This is a genomic window from Clostridioides sp. LIBA-6822 (assembly GCF_056688955.1).
Genome location: NZ_CP196995.1, coordinates 328,258 through 348,445, shown reverse-complemented (window position 1 = coordinate 348,445; position 20,188 = coordinate 328,258). Strand labels below are relative to the sequence as shown.

The 20,188-nt window shown below is 29.0% G+C and carries 23 protein-coding genes; all 23 read right to left on the bottom strand.

What is annotated here, in order from left to right:
* Window positions 1–127: 127 nt before the first annotated feature.
* Window positions 128–1,258 (bottom strand): iron-containing alcohol dehydrogenase, encoded by a 1,131-nt coding sequence (locus ACTG48_RS02000; protein ID WP_479917968.1) that lies wholly within the window; start codon window positions 1,256–1,258, stop codon window positions 128–130.
* 299 nt (window positions 1,259–1,557) lie between these two features.
* Window positions 1,558–3,498, bottom strand: coding sequence for a molecular chaperone HtpG (gene htpG, locus ACTG48_RS01995; protein WP_479917967.1), 1,941 nt, complete (start codon window positions 3,496–3,498; stop codon window positions 1,558–1,560).
* A gap of 114 nt (window positions 3,499–3,612) precedes the next feature.
* Window positions 3,613–5,016, bottom strand: coding sequence for a tetratricopeptide repeat protein (locus ACTG48_RS01990; protein WP_479917966.1), 1,404 nt, complete (start codon window positions 5,014–5,016; stop codon window positions 3,613–3,615).
* Between the two features lie 31 nt (window positions 5,017–5,047).
* A complete protein-coding gene (locus tag ACTG48_RS01985) occupies window positions 5,048–5,422 on the bottom strand; it encodes a FliM/FliN family flagellar motor switch protein (protein WP_021382745.1) in 375 nt (124 codons plus the stop codon).
* Window positions 5,423–5,424: 2 nt separating this feature from the next.
* Window positions 5,425–6,306, bottom strand: a complete 882-nt coding sequence (locus tag ACTG48_RS01980; RefSeq protein WP_479917965.1) for a FliM/FliN family flagellar motor switch protein — start codon at window positions 6,304–6,306, stop codon at window positions 5,425–5,427.
* Between the two features lie 22 nt (window positions 6,307–6,328).
* Complete coding sequence (locus ACTG48_RS01975) at window positions 6,329–7,090, bottom strand: flagellar hook-basal body complex protein (protein ID WP_479917964.1); 762 nt, start codon at window positions 7,088–7,090, stop codon at window positions 6,329–6,331.
* Window positions 7,091–7,110: 20 nt separating this feature from the next.
* Window positions 7,111–7,884, bottom strand: a complete 774-nt coding sequence (locus ACTG48_RS01970; RefSeq protein ID WP_021382672.1) for a flagellar hook-basal body complex protein — start codon at window positions 7,882–7,884, stop codon at window positions 7,111–7,113.
* A gap of 40 nt (window positions 7,885–7,924) precedes the next feature.
* A complete protein-coding gene (locus tag ACTG48_RS01965; RefSeq protein WP_021382735.1) occupies window positions 7,925–8,110 on the bottom strand; it encodes a hypothetical protein in 186 nt (61 codons plus the stop codon).
* A complete protein-coding gene (locus ACTG48_RS01960; protein WP_479917963.1) occupies window positions 8,095–8,517 on the bottom strand; it encodes a flagellar protein in 423 nt (140 codons plus the stop codon). The genes ACTG48_RS01965 and ACTG48_RS01960 overlap by 16 nt, the downstream gene beginning before the upstream one ends.
* Window positions 8,518–8,532: 15 nt before the next feature.
* On the bottom strand, window positions 8,533–9,234 hold the full coding sequence (locus ACTG48_RS01955; RefSeq protein WP_479917962.1) for a sigma-70 family RNA polymerase sigma factor: 702 nt from the start codon (window positions 9,232–9,234) through the stop codon (window positions 8,533–8,535).
* A 14-nt stretch (window positions 9,235–9,248) separates the two neighbouring features.
* Window positions 9,249–10,139 (bottom strand): MinD/ParA family protein, encoded by an 891-nt coding sequence (locus ACTG48_RS01950; RefSeq protein ID WP_021382671.1) that lies wholly within the window; start codon window positions 10,137–10,139, stop codon window positions 9,249–9,251.
* Complete coding sequence (flhF, locus tag ACTG48_RS01945; RefSeq protein WP_479917961.1) at window positions 10,136–11,152, bottom strand: flagellar biosynthesis GTPase FlhF; 1,017 nt, start codon at window positions 11,150–11,152, stop codon at window positions 10,136–10,138. The genes ACTG48_RS01950 and flhF overlap by 4 nt, the downstream gene beginning before the upstream one ends.
* A complete protein-coding gene (gene flhA / locus ACTG48_RS01940; RefSeq protein WP_021382733.1) occupies window positions 11,127–13,202 on the bottom strand; it encodes a flagellar biosynthesis protein FlhA in 2,076 nt (691 codons plus the stop codon). The genes flhF and flhA overlap by 26 nt, the downstream gene beginning before the upstream one ends.
* 8 nt (window positions 13,203–13,210) lie before the next feature.
* Entirely contained in the window at window positions 13,211–15,025 is a 1,815-nt protein-coding gene (locus ACTG48_RS01935; protein ID WP_479917960.1) for a fused FliR family export protein/FlhB family type III secretion system protein, read from the bottom strand.
* An 11-nt stretch (window positions 15,026–15,036) separates the two neighbouring features.
* Window positions 15,037–15,306, bottom strand: coding sequence for a flagellar biosynthesis protein FliQ (gene fliQ, locus ACTG48_RS01930; protein WP_003435976.1), 270 nt, complete (start codon window positions 15,304–15,306; stop codon window positions 15,037–15,039).
* Between the two features lie 12 nt (window positions 15,307–15,318).
* Window positions 15,319–15,984 (bottom strand): flagellar type III secretion system pore protein FliP, encoded by a 666-nt coding sequence (fliP, locus tag ACTG48_RS01925; RefSeq protein ID WP_021382683.1) that lies wholly within the window; start codon window positions 15,982–15,984, stop codon window positions 15,319–15,321.
* Window positions 15,985–16,359, bottom strand: coding sequence for a flagellar biosynthetic protein FliO (locus ACTG48_RS01920; RefSeq protein WP_479917959.1), 375 nt, complete (start codon window positions 16,357–16,359; stop codon window positions 15,985–15,987).
* Window positions 16,360–16,372: 13 nt separating this feature from the next.
* The gene (locus tag ACTG48_RS01915) at window positions 16,373–16,816 is read right to left on the bottom strand and encodes a flagellar basal body-associated FliL family protein (protein WP_479917958.1); all 444 of its coding nucleotides are present in this window, start codon (window positions 16,814–16,816) and stop codon (window positions 16,373–16,375) included.
* 11 nt (window positions 16,817–16,827) lie between these two features.
* Window positions 16,828–17,523, bottom strand: coding sequence for an OmpA family protein (locus ACTG48_RS01910; protein ID WP_479917957.1), 696 nt, complete (start codon window positions 17,521–17,523; stop codon window positions 16,828–16,830).
* The gene (locus ACTG48_RS01905; RefSeq protein WP_021382727.1) at window positions 17,513–18,331 is read right to left on the bottom strand and encodes a motility protein A; all 819 of its coding nucleotides are present in this window, start codon (window positions 18,329–18,331) and stop codon (window positions 17,513–17,515) included. The genes ACTG48_RS01910 and ACTG48_RS01905 overlap by 11 nt, the downstream gene beginning before the upstream one ends.
* Window positions 18,331–18,534, bottom strand: coding sequence for a flagellar FlbD family protein (locus ACTG48_RS01900; RefSeq protein ID WP_479917956.1), 204 nt, complete (start codon window positions 18,532–18,534; stop codon window positions 18,331–18,333). The genes ACTG48_RS01905 and ACTG48_RS01900 overlap by 1 nt, the downstream gene beginning before the upstream one ends.
* 12 nt (window positions 18,535–18,546) lie before the next feature.
* Window positions 18,547–19,533 carry a flagellar hook-basal body protein gene (locus tag ACTG48_RS01895; RefSeq protein WP_479917955.1) on the bottom strand — a complete coding sequence of 329 codons (987 nt, stop codon included), beginning with the start codon at window positions 19,531–19,533 and terminating at the stop codon, window positions 18,547–18,549.
* A 26-nt stretch (window positions 19,534–19,559) separates the two neighbouring features.
* The gene (locus ACTG48_RS01890; protein ID WP_479917954.1) at window positions 19,560–20,180 is read right to left on the bottom strand and encodes a flagellar hook assembly protein FlgD; all 621 of its coding nucleotides are present in this window, start codon (window positions 20,178–20,180) and stop codon (window positions 19,560–19,562) included.
* Window positions 20,181–20,188: the final 8 nt, after the last annotated feature.

Below are 20,188 nucleotides of genomic sequence, written 5' to 3'. Positions count from 1 at the left end.
AATCCTCTTTATTTATTAGAAAGTAAAATAAAAGTTTAAGATAAATTTACTATATGTACACTATTAGTTATAAGTTTCTTACTGACAATAAATTTTTTTACCTTAAAATTAAATATATAATATTAAGTTATAGAGATTTGTGGTATATTTCCCTTATTTGTTCCTTATTAAAAGTTTTTGGATGTCTCTTAATATTTGCAGCTGATATTTTCATGCAATTATCAGTTAACCAGTCTATATCTGATTTTTCAACACCCAAATCACTTAGTTTTATATCTAAATCTATTTTTTTAAGGAAATTTCTAATTGCATCTGAACAATCTTCTGCACAAGTTCCTCCTAATATCTTTGATATTTTCCCAAATCTTTCAATATCATTATCCCATGAACTTTCTACAATACTTGGAGTCAAAGCTGCAAGTCCTTTTCCATGCATTACATCTCTAAGCCCACTTACAGGATGTTCCATTCCATGTGGCAAGGCTGTACCTGCTGTACCAATTGTCATGCCTCCAATAGTGCTTGCAAGTGTTATTTTCTCCCATGCTTCTAAGTCATCTACATTATTATATACCCTTACTAGGTTTTCTGATATAAGTTCAATCCCGTAAATAGCCTGTACATCTGCAAGAGGATTTCTTCCATTAGAAAGATAGGCTTCCATATTATGAGCAAGTGCATCAAACCCAACCGATGCAATTATATGCTTTGGCATTGTAACCATAAGTTCTGGGTCAATTATTGATGCCCTTGCATACATACTATTCTTTTTTATAGATTTTTTGTCTTTAGTTTCTGAATTTGTAAGTACTGCAAAACAATTTCCTTCGCTACCTGTACCTGATGTAGTTGGAACTAAGATTATAGGTAAAGCTTCTTCTCCTTGTCTGATTCCAAATATATATTCATTTAAATCTCCTGGATTTTTATAAGAAAAAGCAATACTCTTAGCAGCATCCATGATACTTCCTCCACCAAGACCTAAGACACAATCACATCCAGTTGCTTTTATAATTTCTACACCTGAATATATAGTAGTTATAAGAGGATTTTGTTCTACTTTATCAAAAACTTCATATTCTATTTTAGAGTCTTTTAGTAAGTCTATTGTTTTATCAAGTAATCCAGTTTTCTTTGTACTATTTTTGCCAGTTACAATCAATACTTTTTTACCGTATTTAGATACTTCTTTTCCTACATCATTGATTCTACCTCTCCCAAACAATATGTTTACTGGTAAGTTATAATTAAAATTCATGCCAAAACCTCCTATTTCTACTTTAGTAATAATTTTATTTTTCAACACAGCGTAATTATGTATTAAAACATAAATTACAAAACAATCTTTTACTTAATTATATGTATTATTTTATCCTATATCAAGTTAACTCTATTTAACCAAATACAATTTTTAATTGTAATCTATTTAAATATTTGAAACTTTAATCAAAGATAAAAAATAAAGAAGAGTTACACAAAGATAATTTCAATTATCTTAAAATAACTCTTCTCATAATATTAGATATTTTTTACAAATTTACTTTAATATATTTAATCTTATAATTCTATTAACATCTTCATAAGTTTATTACTTCTTTGAACAAATGAATCTAATTCATCTGGTTTTAATTCTTTATTAGAAAGTAAAGCTAAATCTGCTATTTGATTACATATAAGTGCAACTTTATCTTTCTTTTCTTCATTATCTTTAAGAGAAACTAATTTTTTAATAATTGGGCTATTCTCATTTATCACAAGAGTCTTTTCTTCCTCAAAGTTCATTCCTAAATCCATTCCAGCAAATCTTGACTGCATTTCTGACATTCTTATAGATTGTTCAGATACTAATACCATAGCTGGAGTATCTTCATTTTTTAATCCTTCTACAGAATAATTCTTCACTCTTTCTCCAACAGCCTCTTTAAATAAACCTTCTATTTTTGCTATTTCTTCTTTATTTTCTTCACTATCTTTGTTTTCATTTTTGTCTTTTAATACATCAGAAAGGTCTGCATCTATTCTATTAAACTTAACACCATTTTCCTTATACTCCATAAATGAAATAAAGTGAGTGTCTATTGATGAGTTTAATACAACAGCATTTAAGTCGTATTCTTTAAATAACTTAATGTATTGTGATTGTTGTTCCTTGTCACTTACATAAAATACTTTATTTTCATGCTTGTCCTTACATTTCTCTAAATAATCTTGTAATGTTATATATTCATCATTAATAGTTTTAAATAATATACATTCTTTTACTTTTTCGTAGAAACTTTCATCTTTTAAGCAACCATATTTAATAAATATTTGTATATCATCCCAAAACTTATTGTATTCTTCTCTTTCATTTTTGCAAAGAGACTTTAACTTATCAGCTACTTTTTTAATTATATGTTTAGAAATTTTGCTTACATCTCTATCATTTTGTAAAAAGCTTCTTGATACATTTAATGGTAAATCTGGGCAGTCTATTACACCTTTTAATAAAAGTAAAAATTCTGGTATAACTTCTTTTATATTATCAGCTACAAACACTTGATTATTGTATAATTTTACTTTTCCCTCTGTCAATTCAAACTCATTTTTTAATTTAGGGAAGTAAAGTATACCCTTTAAGTTAAAAGGATAATCTACATTTAGATGTATCCAGAATAAAGGCTCATCAAATACATGGAATACCTTTCTGTAAAACTCTTTGTATTCATCATCAGTACAATCTTTTGGAGATTTTAGCCATAGAGGGTTAGTATCGTTTAAAGGCTCAATTACCTTTGCATCTATAACTTCTTCTTCTTTTCCATCTTCTTTTTGTTTTTTAGCTTTTTCTTCTGCTTCCTTAGCTTCTCTTTCTAATCTTTCAACATCTTCTAGATATATTTCTACTGGTAGGAAAGAACAATACTTATCTATTATCCCTCTTACAGTAAATTCATCTAAGAATTCCTTACTATCATCATCAATAAATAATGTTATAGTAGTCCCTCTCTCATGTCTAGCATCTGATTCAGATATTTCATATTCTGTACCACCTTCAGATATCCATCTTACTGGAATTGCTCCTTCTGTATATGAAAGTGTGTCTATTTGAACTTTTTTAGACACCATGAATGCAGAATAAAATCCTAATCCAAAGTGACCTATTATGTCATTTGATTCTTCCATCTTATCCTTATATTTATTAAAGAAATCCTCAGCACCTGAAAAAGCAACTTGATTTATGTATTTTTTTATCTCTTCTTCAGTCATACCAATTCCATTGTCAATAAATTTAAGTGTGCCTTCCCCTTTATTTACAGATACTGTAATTTTATAATCTGATGGTTCGTTTTCTGATATTTCTCCTAATGATACAAGTCTTTTGTGTTTACTTACTGCATCACATCCATTACTTATAAGCTCTCTTATAAATATGTCTTTATCAGAATATAACCATTTTTTAATTATAGGAAAAATATTTTCTGTATGAATTGAAATACTCCCTTTTTCAAACTCCATTTTTATCCCTCCTCATTTTATAGTTAATATTTTAAATTTTTTAAAATAGTATGTCAATATATTATAAGGAAATTGTTTTAAAATAAAATAATTTCTCTTTCTTATCTAATTTAATTATTCTTCTTTCAAAATTTCTTTCACTTTTGAATTATTATACATGCTATTAGGTACCTTATTAACTAATTTTTTTAATGTTAATTTAGAATTTTTTAAATCTCCTTTATTATAATACATCATACCTAAGTTATAATAGGATTCATCAAAATATGAATCTTTTTCTGAATAATTTTCTACATACATTTTGTAATATTCTTCAGCAGTATCATAGTCTTTTAACTTTTCACTAAGAACAGCAACTTGGTAAGTTGCCTCTGATGTATTTCCCTTATTTTTACCTACATCTACAACTTTTTTATATAATTGTATAGAAGATTTGGTTTGCTTTTCTGACTTTAAGGTATTTGCCTTAGACATCAATTCATCCTCTGTAAATAAATTAGACTCTTTATCACTTTCATTCTCATCTTCTACCGTGTTTTTTTTGGATTTTACATCCTCTTTATTAATATTTTTAGTGTTATTGGTATTAAGAGTTTTATCAACACTCTCGTTTTCTTCTTTATCATTTTCTTTCTTACTCAAACTAGAATCTATTGACTCTTTGTCTTTAGTTTCATTATTTTTAGATATTTTATTAGTTAAATTATTCGCCCTATAAGAACTATATATATTTTGTCCTATTAATAATATGCCTAATATTATTGCTATATATAAATACTTATTTTTTCTAATACTTTTTTTCTTATTAGAATCTGAATTTTTCTGTTTCTTATCTTTACTTCCTTCTTTAGATATATTAATAGTTTCATCAATTTTATGACTATTAATATTTTTATGTACAAGTTCATTCTCATAATCATCTGATTTCACATTACTTTTAACTTGTCTGTTAACATTATTATATATATCTAATGTATCATTTTCTTGATTTAATAAATGATTTTCTTTATCGATGTTCTTCAATACTTCTACACATTCATCAAACTTTATATACTCATCTTCCTTATCATAAAGTAAGGCAAGCAACTCATAAGGTTCTATTAAATCACTGTATTGCTCTGTTATAAGTTTAAAACCTTGTATGGCTTCTTTATACATTCCTTTGTTGATTAATCTTATAAGTTGATTGTACCTTTCAAAGAAAATTAAAAACTCCTCAGATGTAAGCATGTTTATATACTTTTCACACAGAGCAGTTTTTTCACAAAGTAAACTCTTATAGAAACTTTCTACAGCCTCATCAAAATTACATTTTAATAAATTTACAAGACCTATGAGATTTAATACATCCACATCACCTGAATTTAAATCTCTTGCTTCTTTTAAAAACTTTAATCCACTTGATATGTAATTATTGTTTATATTATTAATAGATTCATTATAGAGAGCACATGAGTCTTTTTTATTGAGTTTTAATATATCTTTTTTTATATCATTTAAGTTTAAAATAAATACCACCTCATGCCTTAAGTATTAATTAATGTTATTTTTAAACAAGAGATTTCACCATATCCTCTTCACTTACTATACTTGTTACTTTTACACCAAAATTCAAATCTACTACCACTACTTTTCCATAAGCCAATACTTTATTGTCTATTAGTATTTCTACATCTTGGTCTGCTAAAGTATCAAGTTCAATAAGAGAGCCTTTATTTAGATTCAAAATATCTCTTAGACTCATCTTCGTTCTTCCTATAACTACAGACAACTCCAACTTAAGGTCAAGTATTCTTTGTATATTATTTTTATTAGCTTCAGAGACATCTAAAGCTAGTTCATCATCTCCATCAATTTCACTTTCAACTTTATCATTTAATAACATCTTTGCTTCTTCATCTGAAATAAGATTACTATTATCCATAACTATACCTCTTTTCTGACAGCATCATTTATTTTCACACCTTTTTTACTTGATATAAATCCTGGCGTTGCTGTGTATGATTTTGAATTTTCTACAAATACATCTATATAATCATTTATTTTTTTATTTGTTACTATTACATCTCCAACCTCTAACTTAAGTAAATCTTCAACATTAATGGATACTTTTCCTATCTCTGCAATAATTGATAATTCTATATTAGATACACTATTGTATATTTTATTAGTGAATTCTTCTGAGTTATCACCTGTATCCATGTCTAAAAATTCTACAACAGAAATACTCTCCAACATAGCCTCTAAGGCATTATATGGAAAACAAAGAGAAACACTACCAACATATTTATTATCATTTACCACCTTTAAATCTACAACGCATACAGGTGCAGTTGGAGAACACAATTGCGGTAAATTAATATGTGTATGTGTATCTAATACTTGTATTTTTTCAAATCCTTCAAATAAATGCATATTTCTTACTAAATCCTCCATAAGATGTAAAAGCACTTTCTTATCAAGTTCTGTAAGTTCTCTATTATTATCTTTTACAACTCCATTACCACCAGCTGTCACGTCAATCCACATATCAGCTACACTTCTATCTATTCTAAAAGAAAAATTTTTCATGATAGGTTCCATCGAATTCTGTACTATTATACATGAAGATGTTATTCTATCTAAAAAAGTTTGATAATTTACTTGGTCTATACTCTCAACTATCATACTAGAATTACACTTAAGTTCATAAATTATATAATTTTTATACTTTTTACAGAATTCAGCTAATAAAAAATTTAAACATGTTAAATTTTCTCTTGAATAACTCTGAGGTTTGCCGAAATCATAATCTTTCATATCATACATGAATATTCCTCACCTTACATAATTATTTAGCTCTTAAATTATTAGCTATTTGCCACATTTCATCTGCTGTCTTTATTCCTTTTGAATTCATTTGAAATGCTCTTTGAGTGGCTATTAAGTCAACAAATTCGTCTTGTAAAGAAACATTTGACCTCTCTCTATATCCTTGAACTATATCCACCTTATCAACTTGTTTAATCTGTGCTGCATCAGTTGAAACAAATAAACTATCACCTTCAGAGATGAAATTTTGAGTTCCTATAGGTTGATATAAATTTATTTTGCCTATTTTCTTATTATCTACAGATAAATCTCCATTTCTTGCAACTGTTAAGTTTGTGTTATCTATATTTGTATTATTATAGTTATATCCTGCATCAAATTGAACATCTAATATATTTCCATTAGCATCTACAATCTTACCTAAAGCATCTACATTAAAGCCACCATCTCTTGTATATGCATATGTACCATCTTTTCTTATTACTCTAAAGAATCCTTCTCCATCTATTGCTAAATCACTCTTAATACCTGTAGGTGCCAATGCACCTTGTTCATAATTTCTCATAGGGGCTGATGCCTTAGCTCCAGTTCCAGTTGATATATCTTTACCATTTGTAGGGTATGATGGTCTATTTAGTACTTCATCTACTAAGTCAGAGTATTCCATATTTATTTTTTTATATCCATTGGAATCATTATTTGCTATATTATTAGATATTACATCTAATTTACTTTGATTTGCTGATAAAGCTGTTTTACTAGTATAAAACATTGTGTACATAAAAATTCACCTCCTATTATCTATCTTACTGAGCCAATCTCACTCGCTATCTTTGCCAATTTAGAGTCCATAGCTTGAATTATTTTTTGATTTGCCTCGTATTCTCTTGATATTGTCATCATATTATTAATTTCAGATACAATATCTACATTCGAAGACTCTACTGCACTCTGTATTGTAAGTGCATTATTTGCCTTTACAGCTCCTCCTCCAGAATACAAGTTATCTCCTTCTTTTTTTAATTTATTATAATCATTAAAATCTACCATATTAAATTTGTACATAGCATTTCCGTCCAGTGATATTGTATTATCTTTTGCTACTTCAAATTTTTTATTGCCAACATTTATATGTCCTACAGCACCGGTTGCAGTATTTGTTCCAAGTACATAATATCCTTCACTAGTTATGAGGTCACCCTGATTATCTGTTCTAAAGTTACCATTTCTGGTATAAAATTGATTCCCAGCTGCATCACTAACTAGAAAAAATCCCTTACCTTGGATAGCTACATCCATTTTATTATCAGTTGTTTTTATAGGACCTTGGTTAAAATTTGTGATAGTTTCATCCATAGAAACACCTGGACTTAACTTGCCTATCTCTTGCTTTTGTTTAGTTCCATTCACATAATTATTGTAACTATCTAACTGTAATTCATCAAAACTTTTAGTTAGAAGTAGTTTATTCTTATATCCATTAGTATCCATATTTGCTAAGTTATTGACAACAACATTTTGCTTTTGTTGATTAGTTATCATTGCAGAAACTGCTGTATATAATCCTCTTATCACGTTATGACCTCCTTTTTTGTAAATTATCCAACAATATTATCTATTCTAAAACCTTCATCTCACTTGCATATTTCATACCTAGCTCTCTTGCCTTTTTTTCTATTTCTGCTTTACTCATATCATTATTACTAAAAAGCATTATACATAGAGTTGATATTAATATACCAATCCCTATTCCTAAAAGGACTTTTTTATCAAACAATAATGTTCTTATATCTTGTAACAACTCCTTATTAATGACAGTTCACCCTTTCCAATACCTAACATCTTGCATATTTCCACATCCTCATAACCTGAATTTATAAGATGTTTCACTTTAAGAGATAGCTCATTTTCTTTTTTTATTTCCTGTTTTGATTCTATAAAAATATCTTCTTTCTTTACTGAACTAGTCTTTATTAAGTTATAATTTTCATAAACTTTCATATAATTATTACTTTTTATTTCAGCAATCACTTTATCTAAAAAAAATCTTCTTTTTTCTGCAACTACCAATCTATCATTTGCCTCATATTCCTGTTCAAATATTTTATCAAAGTACCTGTTATCTTTGTTTTTTGATTCCTTATGTAAATTTGCAATTATAGTTACTATTATCAAAATAGACACTACTATTAATATAATTTGTATCATCACATCAATCACCATCTATATAGAATATTTAAGTTCTTTTATTTTACTTCTTAGGTTTCTTATTGATTTTCTATGGAGTTGTGAAACTCTTGATTCTGAAACACCTAGCACTTTCCCTATCTCCTTTAGATTTAAATCTTCATAATAGTACAGTGAAAGTATTAATTTTTCCTTTTCTCTTAAGTTATTAATTGCTTTAGATAGAATATCTAACTTTTCTTCTTCTTCTATTATGTTTGCTGGAGTATATTCCTCCTTATAACTTATTACATCTTGTATAGTTTCATTTGTATCTTCAAAGATTACATGGTTTAATGACACAATATTTAACATATCTATATTACTTTCAATATCATTGAGTTCCTTTTTTGAAATATTTAATTCGCTTGCAATTTCATGTGAAGTCGGTTCTCTTAATAATTCAGCTTGCAATTTTTCTATTACTTTATTATACTTATTTACTTTTGTTAAGTTATGTTTAGAAATTGGACTTTGATTTCTGATTTCATCTAATATAGCAGATTTTATCTTTATATAGGAATAACTAGAGAACTTTGCTCCTTTTTCAACATCAAATTTATTTATTGCATCAATCAACCCTATGACTCCACTATTTACTAAATCTTGATATTCAAAGCCTTTCCCTGGTATAAAAAATTTTCTTGCTATACTCTTTACAAGAGGCATATTCTCTTTTATTAATTCTTCTCTATTCATTAAATTACGCCTCCTTAGCTTTTAAATATACTAAACATTTTTCTTAGTAAACCTTTATTATCAATAAGCTCTTCTTTTTGCTGTTCTTTTGGCTGACTTACCATTCTCTTTGCTATAGATATAATGCATTTTGATGCAATACTTGTAGGGTATTCTAGAATAAATGGTATCTGTTTCTTTACACATACACTCACTTTTTTATCCTCTATTATATATCCATACAATTCTAAATTAAGATTTAAAAATTTATCTACAACCATATTTATTCTGTTATATGTAGTTTTTGCCTCTTCTAAATTAATCACTCTATTGATTATTATGTTTGCACTTCTCTTTATACCAAAATTACTTATGGCTTTTAATAGACTGTATGCATCAGTCAATGATGTAGGTTCTGGTGTTGTTATTAAGAAAAATTCAGTACTACAGTATATAAATGACAATAGACTTTTACTCATACCAGCTCCTGTATCAATTATTATAAAATCCACATCATGAATCTGTTCTATACTATGTATAAACTTATTTCTTTGAGTTTCTGTGAAGTCTTCTATATGATTAAGAGCAGAACCTCCAGAGATTATGTTTACACCATATTTAGTCTGTGAAATTATGTCTTCTATATTTTTTTCACCATTAATTACATCAATTATAGTTCCTTTTACATTTACGCCCATTATTATATCTATATTAGACATTCCTATATCTGCATCTAATATAAGAACTTTTTTATTAAGTTTAGTCAAGCATATAGACAAATTTGTAGCTAGATTACTCTTTCCAACTCCACCTTTACCAGAAGCTATTGTAATTATCTTAGGTGTATTTCTATTCTCTGTAATAGATTCATCAAGTCCTTTTTTTTCGATTGCCATTTTTCTCAAGATTTGAGCTTGGTCCATCATATACTTTCAACTCCTAATAGTAGTCTTATAATCTTATCTTCATTAGGTTTTATAATATCATCAGGAACATTTTGTCCTGTTGTAATATATGATATTGGTTTTTGTGCATAATTCATTATGTTAAATATTGAGCCATATGTATTTGTTTCATCTAGTTTTGTAATTATTAAGCTTTTAAAGTTCACATTTCTATACGAATCTATAATAGCTTTTGTATCAGTTTCTCTTGTTGTACAATTCAAAACCAAATGTATATTATCAGTTTCAGCTTTATCTATAAGGTTTTTGATTTCCAGTATTTGCATAGAATTTTTATAACCTCTACCTGTAGTATCTATCAATACAACATCACAATCTTTCATCTCATCAAGTGCTAACTCCATCTCATCAGGGCTTATTACCCCTTTAAAAGGAATATTCATTATATCAGTATATATCCTTAACTGTTCTACAGCACCAATCCTATAAGTATCTATAGTTATTACACCTACTTTTTTATTTTCTTCAAAGACTAATTTAGCAGCTAACTTTGCTATTGTAGTTGTTTTACCTACTCCTGGTGGTCCAACTAGAGCAATTTTTCCAGTTATTGTTTGATTTTCTATTTTAATCTTTTTCTTTAGGCTTTCTACTAAATTTTTGCTTGTATCAATTCCATTAAATTTCATTTCTTGTAAATCAGCTCTTATAAAGTCTACAATTTCTTCATTTAACTCTAAATTTAGTAGATTCTTACATATTTTGTCTATATCATTATCATTTTTATTATCAAACCCCATGTTACTTATAATTGACTTTAACTGTTCTATCTCTCGTTTTAAATCTTTTTGTTCTATATTATCTCTCTTTTCCCATCCAACAGTTAATTCAATATCTTTCTTTGAAAAAATACCTCGTATGCCAGATTTTCTTACTTCTTTTTTATCTATTAATGTAATATTGTCACCTAATTCCATTTTGGCTAGATTCATAGCATCCTGAATTGTATCAGCTGTATACTTTTTCGTCATCATATATGCTCACCACACCTTCTGCTTTGATTTTAACATCGTTAGGTATTTCGTTTAATGATAATACAGTCAAATTAGGATATACAAGCTCAACTAATTTTCTAAATGGTGCTCTTATCTTTGGTGATACTACTATTACTGGTATATTATGATTGAAATATACATTACTCATTACATCTTGTATACTCTCAAATATTTTGTTTGTGTTTTCTGGGTCAACGGCTGGATATGTCCCATTTACAGACCTCTGTAAATTATTAGATACTAATTCCTCCGTTTCTGGAGACAATGTAGCCACTGTAATTGACTTGTCTTCATCTACCAAATTTGTACAAATACTTCTAGCCAAAGCTATTCTCACATATTCAGTAAGAAGCTCTATATCTTTGGTGTTTCTAGACTGGTCTGCAAGTGTTTCAAGTATTGTAACCCTATCCTTTATATTTACTTTTTCTCTTAACAGATTTTTAAGTACTTTTTGAACTTCACCAAGTGTCATTAAGTCTGGTATTAACTCATCAACTACAGCACTATAATTTTCTCTTGCTGCATCTATAATAGTCTTAACTTCTTGTCTTCCCAATAACTCATGTGCATTGGATTTTATTATATCTAGTAAGTGAGTTATAAGTATTGTAGATGAATCTACCACTGTATAACCTTTTAACTCTGCATCTTCTACCTTGTCACTTTCTATCCAAAGTGCTTCTATTCCAAAAGTAGGCTCAATTGTCTTTATTCCAAATATATTAAAGCCTTGATTCATAGGGTCCATACATAAAACCATATTAGGCATTATCTCATATCCACCAACTACATTGCCTTTTATCTTTATATTGTATTGATTTGGATTTAATTGTAAATTATCTCTTATTCTTATAGGTTGTACAACTATACCCATGTCTATAGCACACTGTCTTCTTATTGATGCTATTCTCTGAAGCAAGTCTCCTCCTGCTGATTCATCAGCTAAAGATATTAATCCATATCCAATTTCTACTTCTATAGATTCTACATTTATTAAGTTTGTTACATCTTCTACTTCGTTTTTATCTGGATTTACCATATCAGGTTTTTCAAACTCTAAATCTTCTAAAGTATCTTTCTTTTCTCTTCCTAAAAAATAACCTGCTGCTATTGCACCTATACCCAGTGAAAAGAATGCTGGTTTAGGTAATCCTGGCATCATGCCAAGTACAATTAAAACACATCCAGTCATCATTATTGCCTTTGGTATTGCTGTTAATTGTTTACCTACTAATCCACCAAAATTTTCATCAGTAGAAGCTCTTGTTACAATTATCCCTGCTGATGTTGATATTAATAGAGCTGGTATCTGACTTACAAGACCATCCCCTATAGTAAGCCTTACATATGTTTGTGCTGCACCCATAAGAGTCATATTTAGCATTACAGCACCTATTACAATTCCTCCTATAATATTTATTGCAGTTACTATAAGACCTGCTATAGCATCTCCTTTTACAAACTTATTTGCACCATCCATAGAACCATAAAAATCAGCTTCTTGTTGAAGTTCTTTTCTTCTTTTTCTAGCAGTTTTATCATCTATAACTCCTGCATTTAAATCTGCATCTATACTCATCTGCTTACCTGGCATGGCATCTAACGTAAATCTAGCTGTTACTTCAGATACTCTTCCAGAACCATTAGTTATAACAACAAATTGAACAATTAATATAATTAGGAATATAATTATTCCTACTACGTAATTTCCACCTACAACAAAACTTCCAAATGCCTCTATAACTTCACCTGCATATCCCTGAGTTAGAATCAATCTAGTTGATGAAAGATTCAATCCCAGTCTAAATAGTGTTGTCACAAGTAACACTGTTGGAAATATAGATAAATCAAGTACATTAGTTGTAAATAATGTCATTAATAAAATTAGCACAGATAAACTTATGTTAATTGCCAGTAAAATATCTAATATAAATGTAGGTAATGGCACTATCATCATAAGGACAATTCCTACAACACCAAAAGCCACTATTACATCCATATTTTCCTTTAGATTAAACTTATTCATTACTTATCCTACCTTTTTGGGACTTTGTATCTATTTTTGATTTTATATACTGCTACTAATATTTCTGCAAAAGCTTGATACATGTCCTCTGGAATTTCTTGGTCTATTTCTACTTGTTTATATAACAACCTAGCTATAGGTTTATTTTCTATTATAGGGATGTCATTTCCCTTTGCTATTTCTCTTATTTTAAAGGCTAAATAGTCTGCACCTTTTGCCACTACTACTGGAGCTTGGTCCTTCCCTTTTTCATACCTTACTGCTATAGATAAGTGGGTCGGATTGGTTACTATTACAGTGGCACTTGGGACTGCTTGCATAGTCCTTTGAGATGAAATTTGCCTTTGCTTTTGTTTTATCTTAGCTTTTATTTCTGGGTCTCCCTCTGCGTTTTTATATTCATCTTTAACTTCTTGTTTTGTCATTCTCAGTTGCTTTTTATGGCTATATCTTTGATAAAAGTAGTCTGCGACTGCTATAACTACCATAGCTATACAAATTTTACTTAATATGGAATATACTAAATCTTTAACTGTATACATTAAACTAGGTAGGTATATATTACCTAGCTTTAATATATCTAAGTAATTATCTTGAAAAAATGTATATCCTATATAAGCTAATACAGATATTATTGCTGTATCTTTTATTAAAGTTGATAAGCTTCTCATAGAAAACATATTTTTAAATCCACTAACAGGATTTAATTTTGATAAATTTGGTTTCAAAGTTTCTCCAGTAAACAAGATTCCTACTTGAAATAAGTTAGCTACTACGCCTAAAACCAAGAATGGAATAGCTATTGGCAAAAATGTCTTAAAAAAATCCATTAATCCCACTATAATTAAGTTTTCTAAATTTGAATAATTTATGTTCATATAAAAATTCACATTTAAAAAATAATTGAGTGAAGATTTAAGTGTATCCACTACATATGAAAATAATGTAGGAACTAATAAAGTGAATGCAAATAGAGTCATTGCAACGGGTAATTCTCTACTTTTTGCTATATTACCCTTTTTTCTTTGTTCACCCTTTTTCTTTGGAGTAGCTTCTTCTGTCTTATCTGTTGAACCCATAAAAAACATAGGAGCCAGAGCAAAGGTTCCCTCATACATCTTTGGTATTTGACTAAGTAGATGACTTATCTGGCTAACAATTAAAGGTATCGATATGATAAATAAGGCTATACCAACCAATATTTTTAATGGCATACCAACTATCATTACATTTAACTGAGGAACACTTCTTGATATAAGCCCTAAGATAAAATCTGCCATCAGCAGACAAAGCACGATAGGTATTGCTATTTTGAATCCAGTTATAAAGCACTGTACAAATATGTTTATTATATAGTCTATATTATTATCTACAAATGATTTTCCTATTGGAATTAACTCGAAACTATACCTTATACCTCGAATTAAAATATGATGTCCATCCATGCTAAAAAATATCATTAGCGCTGTCCAGTTCATAAGATTGTCGATTAAAGTTGTCTGAGTCATTGAGTTTGGGTCAAACATATTAATCATTGACAATCCCATCTGTTGGTCCATCATAGAACCAGCCATTCTGATACTATAAAAACACAGATTAGTTATATATCCAAGTATAATACCTGTTATAGTTTCATTTATTCCATATAACGTAAACATTATAATATTATCTATATTTGCAACATATTCAATTTGCATAGTACTTGAAATCAGTATTGATATAATGATTGCAAAAATTGACTTAAATAAAGCAGGTGTACCAGCTGGAAATAGTATTCTCAACGTTCCAAAAAAGGCTACTATTCTAATAAATACAAAAATCATATGTACCCTACCTACTTAGTTATAAGAGATATCATATTAAATATCTCAGAAGTAAAACTAATAAGAGTATGTAACATCCAGCTTCCACCAATAGCTACTACTAAAAGAATTGCTATCAGTTTTGGTACAAAAGTCAATGTTTGCTCCTGGATTTGAGTTGTAGCTTGAAACACACTAATTAAAAGTCCAACTACAAGAGAAACAATTAGTACTGGAGCTGCAATCATAGCCCCTGTAAACATTCCATTTTTAAGAACACTCATTATCATAAATTCACTCATACTATTTTTCTCCTATCCAAATCCCAATATCAATGTTTTTACTATCAAATTCCATCCATCCACCATTACAAATAATAGTAACTTAAATGGTAATGATATCATAACTGGAGGCAACATAAACATCCCCATAGACATTAGAACACTTGCAACAACAAGGTCTATTATCAAAAATGGTATATATATTAAAAATCCTATTTGAAAAGCAGTTTTTAATTCGCTTATAGCAAATGCTGGAACTACAACAGATAATGGTATGTTTTCACGAGTTAATTTTTTTTCTTTTAAACCAGCTTGTTCCACAAATAAATCTAAGTCTGTTTGTCTAGTTTGCTTCAATAAAAACTCTTTAATAGGTCCTTCTGCTTCCTTCATAGCTTTTTCCATAGTAATTTCTTCTTTAATATATGGTTGTAATGCCTTTTCGTTTATTTCATTTAATACTGGTCTCATTATAAATATTGTCAATACTATTGCAAGCCCTACCAAAACTTGACTCGGAATTGCCTGCTGTGCTCCTAATGCTGATTTTAAAAATGATAAACTTATAACTATTCTGACAAAACTTGTCATCATAAACATTACAAATGGTAAAAACATTAATGCAGTTAAAAATAAAAACAATTGCATTGAACTTGTATATGGTACATCAGCCAAAGGTAATTTTGATAATAGTTCCATTTACTTATCTTCCTTTTTTGTAAATTTTCCAATATATTTACTGAAATCATATTTTGTTTTAATTCTTTCTATTTTAAAATCTTGGATTTTAAAATTTCTTTCTTTAATATCATCTTCTATTTTTGATATTTCTTCCTTGGTCAAATCTTTTATCTTATCCATACTAGACGAAGAAGATGCAACAATGCATCCTTCTTCACCTATCTTCAAAATTATTATGCTATTATTTTTATTTATATTTACAATATCTAATATTTTTACATATTTATCATTGTATTTTTTTAATAAACTTCCTTGGCTAATTTTTAAAGATAAGACTATCAATATTAAAATTATTGGAATACATATTAATATCTTTAATAAATAAAGTATCATGTCTTACCATCCTTTATTGCACTACTATATTTGTAAAATATATATTTTGAATTACATTTCCACCTAGGTTTGTATTTAGTGTATTTTTTATCTCTTCTTTTATGTTATTTAAATTCTCAGCAGCAAAATCATCTGCTCTTTTTGCCATAAGGCAATTTATGATATTGTCTCTAATTAAAGGTGTATTTTTTTCTATATCTTTATATGAAGAATCATAAGATACAGTTATTGATACTTTTAGATATCTTACACCTTCATCAGCTAGTTTCAACACCATTTCTTCTAAATCAAGATTTTCTGTTTTTATTTCATTTTTATCTTTTCCTGTTGGAATAAACAAACCTATAATCTTATCAACTTGTTTATTCCCGCCTTCACCTAATATAAAAAATCCTGCTCCTGCTGAGAAAATAATTAGTATCAAAATAATTAGAATAACTTTTTTATTTTTGAACAAATCTCTTCCTCCTAGTCGATAGTTATAAGTATATTAACTCTTCTATTCTCAGCTCTCCCTTTTGCTGTTTCATTTGAAACCAAAGGCTGATACTCTCCACATCCTGTTGCTGAAAACAGTTTAGGGTCCATGCCCTTTTCTTCTACAAAGTATCTTACAACACTTACTGCTCTACTAGAAGATAAATCCCAATTGGATTCATGTGTACTTGATTTTACAGGTACATTATCAGTATGACCTTCTATAACTATCTTATTTTTCATCATTTTTATCATGTCATATACTTTATTGAGAGTAGCTTTACTATTAACTTTTAACTCTGAAATTCCAGAGTCAAATAGTATTGAATCATCAAGCTCTAGTAAAATCCCTCTGCTATCATCCTTAACTGTTACACTGTTTTGTAAATTAGAATTATTAACCTTATCTTTTAAATCTTGTTCTAAATTTGACTTATCATTTTTATCCACTAAAGTACTATCTATTGGTGATTTCTCACTTGTGCTTGAACCTGTACTAAACATACTTATTCCAGAAAACTGACCTTTTAACGCATTTGATATGTTTTTGAATTTTTCCATATCTACAACTGATGTAGCATACAGTAATACGAAAAATGTAAGAATCAGTGTTATGGTATCAGCATAGGTAGCTAGCCATGCATCTGGATTTATATCATCCTTTTTCTTATTTTTTTTACGCCCCATTACTCATTGCTCTTTCTGTATTTTTATTGGATTTTGTAAACTGTAATCTCTCACTTCTTGAAAGGTATGTTGCTAAGCGCTCTTCAACCACTATACTGCTTTCACCAGACTGTATGCTTATTATTCCTTCAAGCATCATTTCCTTCACATAAACTTCTTTTTCTGTTTTTTCATCTATATTATATGCAATTGGATTCAAAGCGATATTAGCAAGTAAAGAACCATAGAATGTTGTAATTAATGCCTTTCCCATCCCAGATGCTATTAAGTCTGGAGATGTAAGGTCTGATAGCATTTGTATAAGACCTATTAAAGTCCCCAGCATCCCAAACGCAGGCGCAAAAGTACCCCAAGTTTTAAATATCTTAGAATACCTGTTATTTGTATCTTCGATAGAATCTATCTCCAATTCCAATATAGACCTTATCTCATTTACTTCCAAACCATCAATACATAACTCTAATCCTTTTTTCATGAATGGGTCTTGTATTTTCATTACATCACTTTCTATTGATAGAAGACCTTCTTTTCTAGCTTTTTTAGAAAGTGTTTTAAATTGATTTAATAAATCTAATTTTGATACACTCATTGTCTTAAACGAGTATTGTAGTGCATTCTTTATAAGTTTTATATCATCAAAAGTAAATGTAATCATTAAAGCTCCAAACGACCCAAATACTGTGATTAGTATTGATGCAAAATCAAAGAAACTTTTTAGCCCTGAACTACTACCTTTTACTGCTCCAAATAAAACTAATACTGTAGATAATATTAGTCCAATAAATGTCAGTGAATCTGTTTTTTTCATTATTTTTCGCTCCTAATATAACCTACATTTATTTTCCTTTTGTACTTTACTACTTTATCTACTATCTCGTTTACAGACTCTTTTACAAGGTTTTTTTCTCCTGTTGTAAGGAGTATTCTACTTTCTGGCACTGAGTCAATTCTTACTATAAGGTCTGAGTTTAATATGTAGCTTCTTCCGTTTAAATCGGTTACTCTTATCATAATATGTACCTACTATCTCTTAAGACTTATTATCTCTTGAAGGATTTCATCTGATGTTGATATTATTTTGCTGTTTGCTTGGAAAGACCTACTTGCTATTATCATTTCTGTAAATTCTTCTGCTATGTCTACATTGGAAGCTTCTATTGCTCCTTGTATTATTGTTCCTGTAGCTCCTGCTATTTGTGGGTCTCCTGAGTTTGCTGATGGTTTGAATAAGTTTCCTCCCTCTGCATCTAGTCCTGCTGGATTTTGGAATGCATATGTTTGTACTTTTTGAATAGTTCCCTTTAATTTATCGATTCCAGCAGGTGTATCTCCTACCTTAGCATCATCAGGAATATTATTATACACAAACTGAGTTCTTTGACCATCACTCAATAAAAATTCTATTGTCCCATCCTTTGATATGTTATACTCTAGTACATTTTGCACTGTTCCATCTTTAGGACTTATACTTTGAAGAGGTATTACAATAGGTTCTTTTCCTTTGGCATCACCTTTTTTAACAAATTCTCCTGTATCTGCTTTATATTCTCCCTCATAAATCATACCTTGTAACATATACCCATCACCATTTACAAGTCTTCCGCCTTTGACATCTTTTAAAGGTCCAGCTGCTGCTTTAAATCCTGTATCTAAGTTAAAAGAACCATCTCTTGTATACATAACTGTTCCTTGCCTTACTACTGGAAGATACCCTTCTCCATCTATCATTAAATCTGATGGTCTATTAGTTGGTTGTACATTTCCTTGTATCATATCTTTATTTATACTTGATATCTTACTACCTACACCTACTTGTCCTAAGTTTGTTCCTCCTAATGCAGCCGTTGGAGCACTTGCATATAATACAGTTTGATAAAATGAATCTGTTATTCTAGCAGAACTTTTCTTAAAAGCAGTAGTCCCTGCATTTGCTACATTGTTACCTATTACATCTAGCTTTGTTTGATTTGCTTTCATCCCACTTACACCTGAATACATTGCTTTTATCATGAATATACCTCTTTTCTAGTTTAATATTATATTTCTTCTGGAGAATTTTCTTCTTCACCTGATTCTGGAGAATTTTCTTCTTCATCTGAATTTGTGTTTACTTCTCCTATTTTAAGTAATTTTTCATATTTAACATCTACAGTTTTATCACTGCCTTCTACTTTCAGTTCTAAGTGTACCTCTCCATCTTTTATATATGTAGACTTTACTACACCTACAATATTTTCATCTTCTTTCTCTTCTCCAGATACCTCTACTTCTTTACCAATTAATGATGTTGCCATGCTTAATGCAGAATTTATTAGAGTAGAGTTGCTTAAAGCTAAAAGTATATCTAACTTATCATTCATAGCAGACATCTTTTCTAAAGTCGCAAACTGAGCTAATTGTGATACATACTCTGTTGGGTCTTGTGGATTCATTGGGTCTTGATTACCCATTTGTGCTACAAGTATTTTCATAAATAAATCTTTATCAGCATCATCACCTTGTCCTATAATTGGAGTTCCATTATCTGTTACTGTCTGATTTCCTTTACTTCTAACTTGTTTATTCGCAATATCATTAATATTTCTTTCAAGCTGGCTTAAATTATTTGACCTATAATTTCCTTGAGTACCTGCTAAAGCTGTTGCTACTCCGTACATACAATACT